Origin of the sequence: Dyella choica (genome assembly GCF_003977665.1) — a bacterium.
GTDB lineage: Bacteria > Pseudomonadota > Gammaproteobacteria > Xanthomonadales > Rhodanobacteraceae > Dyella_B > Dyella_B choica.
This window is the reverse complement of record NZ_RYYV01000002.1, coordinates 223,199-229,126: the sequence shown is the minus strand read 5'-3', so window position 1 is coordinate 229,126 and position 5,928 is coordinate 223,199. Positions and strand designations below refer to the sequence as shown.

Annotated in this window: 4 protein-coding genes; all 4 read left to right on the top strand. The window is 59.3% G+C overall.

The genetic code is table 11. The annotated features are described in order from the left end of the window. The first annotated feature begins 41 nt into the window (after positions 1-41). Complete coding sequence (locus EKH80_RS03630; RefSeq protein WP_126683361.1) at positions 42-1,505, top strand: cytochrome P450; 1,464 nt, start codon at positions 42-44, stop codon at positions 1,503-1,505. A 19-nt stretch (positions 1,506-1,524) separates the two neighbouring features. Then, a complete protein-coding gene (locus EKH80_RS03625) occupies positions 1,525-2,925 on the top strand; it encodes an MATE family efflux transporter (protein WP_230473397.1) in 1,401 nt (466 codons plus the stop codon). Between the two features lie 317 nt (positions 2,926-3,242). Then, on the top strand, positions 3,243-3,875 hold the full coding sequence (locus tag EKH80_RS03620; RefSeq protein ID WP_126683360.1) for a hypothetical protein: 633 nt from the start codon (positions 3,243-3,245) through the stop codon (positions 3,873-3,875). A 464-nt stretch (positions 3,876-4,339) separates the two neighbouring features. Then, the gene (locus tag EKH80_RS03615) at positions 4,340-5,599 is read left to right on the top strand and encodes an MFS transporter (RefSeq protein WP_329955465.1); all 1,260 of its coding nucleotides are present in this window, start codon (positions 4,340-4,342) and stop codon (positions 5,597-5,599) included. The last annotated feature ends 329 nt before the right edge of the window (positions 5,600-5,928 follow it).

Here is a 5,928-nt window from a genome sequence, read left to right as displayed (position 1 = left end):
CACCACGCAATTTCCAGCCATTGCATCGTAGGAAGATCATCATGAACTCGAACACCGAAGTCGCTGAACGGGATGTGCAAGACACCGGCGGGTTGAAGTACTCGCGCACGGTCGATGATCTGCCTGGTCCGAAGGGGCTTCCCCTGTTCGGCAACCAATTGCAGATGCGCGGAAGCCAGTGGCACGTGACGCTGACGAACTACATTCGGGAATACGGGCCCATTTATCGCCTGAATGCGTTCGGCATTCCGATCGTGGTGGTTTCCGACCGTGCGGCGATCGGCAGCCTGCTGAAGGATCGGCCCGAAGGCTTTGAGCGCAGCAGGGGCCTGCGCGTGCGCATGAACGAACTGAAGGTCGGCGGTGTCTTCACTGCGGAGGGCGAGGATTGGCGCAAGCAGCGCAAGCTCGTGACGGGCGGCCTGAGCGTCGAGGTGATCCGCAACTTCTTTCCCACCATGGGGAACATGACCGAGCGCATGCTTCAGCGCTGGAAGGCCGCCCTGGCGAACGGCAAGCGTGTCGACCTGCACCGCGACCTCAAGGCGTTGGCGTTGGAGATTATCGTCGGCATCGCAATGGGCTATGACCTGGACGTGGTGAACGACGAGGACAACGCACTGCAGCACGACCTGGATAGCTTGATGCGGCGGCTAGCCAGCCGCGGCACGTCGCTGTATCCCTATTGGCGCCGCTTCCGGCTGCCGGTGGACCGCGCTGCCGACAGGTCCGCGCACGACGTCGAGCAGACTGTGCTGAGGCTGATCAACGAAGCACGTGAACGCATGCAACAGCATCCGCATCTGCGTGAAGATCCCACCAATATGCTCGAAGCCATGATCGTCGCCAGCGAGGATCCCGAGTCGGACTTCAGCGACCAGGACCTGGTGAGCAATGCAATCGCCAGCGTAGTCGGCGGCATCGACACCACCGCCAATTCCATCGCCTGGATGATCAACCTGCTGGCCCAGAATCCCTTCGCCGCCGCCAAGCTGGCCGCCGAGGTCGATGCGGTGCTGGGCGATGCCAGGCTGTCGCGCGAATGGGAGCAGATGAAGCAGTTTCCTTATCTGGATGCGGCGCATAACGAAACCCAGCGACTGCGTTCTTCCACGCCCTTCCTGGGGTTGCTCAGCAAAGCCGACTGCGTGGTCGCCGACACCTTCATTCCCAAGGGCATGGTGATCTTCATGCCGACGACCTTCGGCGACGGGCTGGACGACAAGCATTTTCCGCAGCATGAGCAGTTCCTGCCCGAGCGCTGGATCTTCGAGCACAAGCCGCAGCCGGAGGACGATCCGTCACGCAAGCTGTTCCCGTTCGGCGGCGGCCAGCGCCTGTGTCCCGGCCGCTTCCTGGCGCTGATCGAGGTCAAGATGGTTGTCTCGATGATCATGCGCAACTTCGAACTGGAGTTCGATAGCAAGGCGCCGCCGGTGCAACAGGTGATGACCTTCTTCATGGGGCCCAGCGCCGTGCCGGTGCGGCTCACATCACGTGCTTGAGCGCAAGGGGGAAACGACATTGAACCCGAACGACGATGGTTCCTACCTGCGGGTAGCCAGGAAGGTCCTGCATGTCTCCGCCCCCTTGATGGGGGCGATGCTCGGCAACCTGATCATGATGCTGGTCGACCGCATCTGCCTGGCGCGCTATTCGAGCGATACGCTGGAAGCGTCCGGGCCGGCGATCCACACGGCGATGGCGATCGTGCTTTTTTTTACGGGATTCGCCGGGTTTTCCCGTTCGTGCGTAGCGCAGGCGTTCGGCAAGTCCGGGCAAGCGCAGGCCGCTTATCAGGCTGCGCTAGGCATCCTGGTCGGCGTTGCGTTGGCGCTCATCCTCTGCTTGATGGCGCCGCTGATCGAGCGGATTCCGTTCCTGAGCCATCGCCCCTTGGCAACCACCCGGTTGGAATCGCAGTTCCTGTTCTGGTCGGCTTTCTTCGGTGCTGCCATGACTTTGAACATGGCGCTTTCGGCGTACTTCAGTGGGATCGGTCGGACGCGCGTGACCCTGGTGGTCGGGCTGATCGGCCAGGCCGTGGTGATCTGCATGATCGTCGGCCTGGTGTTTGGCAAGTATGGCCTGCCGGAGCTCGGCATGCGCGGCTCGGCGATCGGCACCTTGATCGGCACGTTGACGATGTCGGTCTGTTACGTGGGTTGCATGCCGCGCGAGGTTTGGCAGGGACTGCGCGATGTTCTATCCGGGCAACGCGCTCGACTGGGGGCCGAACTGCTTGCGCGAATTAAAAAAGGCCTGGTCATCGGCAGCTCCGCCGGCCTCAACAATCTGGGCAGCGCGGCTTTTGTATGGATAGTCGCCGGTCTTGGAGCCATCGGGCTTGCGGCCAATAACGTCAACCTGACGGTGAACTACCTGGGCGGCGTGCCGCTTATCGGGCTGGGTATCGGGTGCGGCGTGCTGTGCGGGAATGCCATCGGCGAAGGTAACTTTCCGCAAGTATCGAAATTTCTCTTCGTGACGATGGCGATCGAGCTGGCCTACTTGGCCATCATTTCCTTTCTGCAAATCGCGACACCGCATTTTTTGCTCAATCCGTTCGGACTGCACGACAAAGGGGAAGAGATCCAGCAGGTGTCCGTCGCGACCGTGCGTGTGCTGTGGCTCTATTCGCTCGCGTTTGCTTTCTCCATGACCGGCGCTTCGGTACTGGAAAGCATGGGCCTCACCCGATTCCTGTTCCTGACCCGACTCTTGCTGATGTGGGCGCTGAGCATTCCCGTCACTTATGTGCTGGTGTCTGCACACACAGGGAGCGCCAGCTTTCTCCCCACCTGCTGGGTCGTGGGTTCATTGTTCGAAGGCGCCATTGGCGCGATGTATTTCTGGCGGATCAGGGCTGCCGTCAGGAATCGTCAGAATGGGATCGTGTTGGTAGAGCAGGCGGCTTCGTCATGAATGCGCTTGCGAGGCACCGTCATCCTTGAGACCACGAACGATCGTTACAGTACGTTTACAAGCTTTGTCACGGCGTGTATTTGGCTGTGTGCTACGGCAGACTGGATCTGGGGTTGGGCTCACAGAACGATTGAAAGCCCTATCCAAAGCCACTTGCCGCCGCGCGCACGGCCTGCAATGATTCCGCAGTCCGGCCATGGGATGGTGTCTGGCGGAAACCATGCGCGGGAGGCATGCGCATGACAGGAATGCTCGATTCCTGGCTATTCCCGTTGTTCGTTGGGATGTACCGAAACATCTTTCGATGATGCTCATGGATGGAGATGCCCGTTGGCGGATTCATCCATCAAGGCGGCGCACTAGGCCACGTTAAGGAGAGCGAGATGGGAAACCTGAGCAAGGTCAACGACCAGCGAGTGAAAGTCCTGATTGACGGCTCGCAGGATTACGTAAAGGTCAACCTGTGGGTGAAGAATGGGGAAATGTCGCCATCCGCCGAAAGAGTTAATTTCCTCGCGTGGCATTACCTGAAAGATGATCTCCGCGGCGATCCGCTGCATAGATACGACGACGACTACGATGTGGCCGCCGCCGAGCACTATATGTACATACGATTCCTGGCTTCCCGTAGCGGAGACCCCGCCTGCATTACGGCGCCAGTGATGTACGCCGCCAAGAAATTGATCGATCAAATGCTTGGAAGACTGCAAGCGGGGCAAGCACAAGGTGGCCATCCTGTGCTGCCTTCGAATCCCTATGTGGTGGCTTGGGGGCAGCGGGGTGTGCTCGACGGATTGAAGGATTACAAAGAGGCCAACCCCGGTGCGCCGTACAAACTGGGTAGCGCGGTCGAGTCGCTGGCGGCCTTTCCTTACCCGCAATCCTTTGCATCGAAAGTCGGCGGGTATGCCACATGGACGGGAGACCTGGTGCCCGATCGCTATAAGTAAAAGCGATTGTTCGCTCAAGAGCTTGATAACGGTACTGAATAACGGTTCCAGGTTTGATAACGGCTCCAGGTCTGAGGTATCCCCGCGTTTTTTGGCTGTCATTGCCGCACGAAACCAATGTCACGTTTAGGTCGTTTTAAGGCGAGTCGTCATTCCGGCGCAGGCCGGAATCAAGTCTAAATACGCGTCCGAAGGACACATTCCTTTTTAAAGTTGAGTGCTCCGCACGACGTATTTGAACTGGATTCCGGCCTGCGCCGGAATGACGATTCGCTCTGAAATGGCACGCCTGTAACGCCGATTTTGCGGGATGTCAGCCTAAAAAAACGTGGGGATACCTCAGGCTCCAGGTTTCGTTTTGTGGCGAAGGATAAGCCAACCTGGAACCGTTCTTATGCAGACTTGATCAGAGCATCCTTAGGTGGCAAAAAACGGATAGTTGCGCTCCTGCGAAAGACATTACGGTGTCCCTCATTCATTGCCCTATAGGGATTTCCGTGATTGGCTCCGTTTCGCCCCTTCCCGTGGCCTTCAGGCGCATGGCTTGGTCCAACCTTTTTGCACAGTTCTCCGAGCAGATGGCGCTTGCAGCTGCTCCGCTCGTTGCCGTTCTCTTGCTCGCCGCGGCGCCCTCCGAAACCGGATGGCTTCAGACCGCCCAAACCCTTCCGTTCTTGCTTTTGTCCATTCCGCTAGGAATGGCCGTCGATCGTGCCTCACGTCGGGCGCTGATGGTCGGATCAGAATTGTTGCGCGCCTTGTCGCTTTCGATGACCGTTGGTTTGCTGGCGATGAGTGCCTTGAACCTACCATGGCTAGCCGGACTCGGTTTCGTCGGGGCCATAGGCACCGTGTGCTACAACGTCGCTGCACCTGCACTGGTTCCCTCGCTGGTGCCGCGCCTGCGGCTCGCCGACGCCAATCGATGGCTGGAGCTCGCGCGCAGTACGGCCTATACGGCTGGTCCCGCGCTTGGCGGCGCACTGGTGAGTTATACCGGCGTAACCGCCGCCTATGTACTAGCTGCTGTCTTATCGCTTTTCGCAGTCATGACCCTGGCGGGGCTTTCCAAAGAGCAGCGGGCCGAGCAGCCGAAGCGCCATCCGCTGCATGATCTCAAGGAAGGGGCGAGCTTCATACTCCGGCATGATCTGCTGCGCCCCATGCTTGTCACAGCGGTCTTTTTCAACACGAGCTGGTTCGTCATTCAGGCCATCTACGTGGCTTATGCAGTGCGGAATCTCGGCATGTCGCCGGCTGACGTCGGTATCACGCTTGGCATCTATGGTGGAGGCATGCTGATTGGTGCGCTGATCGCGCCGGTGCTTGCCCGCCGTGTGTCGCTCGGTGTCATGATCGTGCTCGGACCGATCAGCGGCTTCAGCGCGGCGGTGCTCATGCTGCTGACCCTCTGGTGGCCTTCGTTCTGGCTGGTCGCGCTAAGTTTCTTCCTTTTCGGAGCGGGACCGATCCTTTGGGTGATCTCGACCATGATGGTCAGGCAAACGGTGACGCCGAATGCGCTGCTCGGACGCGTCTCAGCCTTCATTGTGACGGCGACTTTCGGTGCACGGCCTCTTGGCGCCGCGATCGGAGCGACCGTTGCGACTCAATTCGGAGCGGGGAGCTGCCTGATGGTGGCGACCGGCGGTTTTTTGATTCAACTCCTCGTTATTACGGCATCCCATGTCCCGAAATTGCGGGAACTGCCGGAAGCAGCGTAGCTATTTAGATCGGGTTATTGCTGTCAACGCACAGCCGCATTCGACCCTACCTGTTTCCGCAACAAATGCCACTTACGCGACGTAGGGGCGGTCACGCCGCTCGTGTGACACGCATCGGGGCGGCACACGGCAGCGCGCATCGTTGCCGATGGATGGCACGCCCCGAATGCGCCGAGTCATCACGGCTGTCCAGGCTGTGTCGATTTTTGTGAACTGTAATCCTTGCCTGACAGCATGTGAAGACGAAATCTTAACCTGCGGCTGCCTAAGCTCCGCAACTTGCATTCGGCGCAGGCATGCCACCTTCATGGCATGCGCCAGAATGAGCG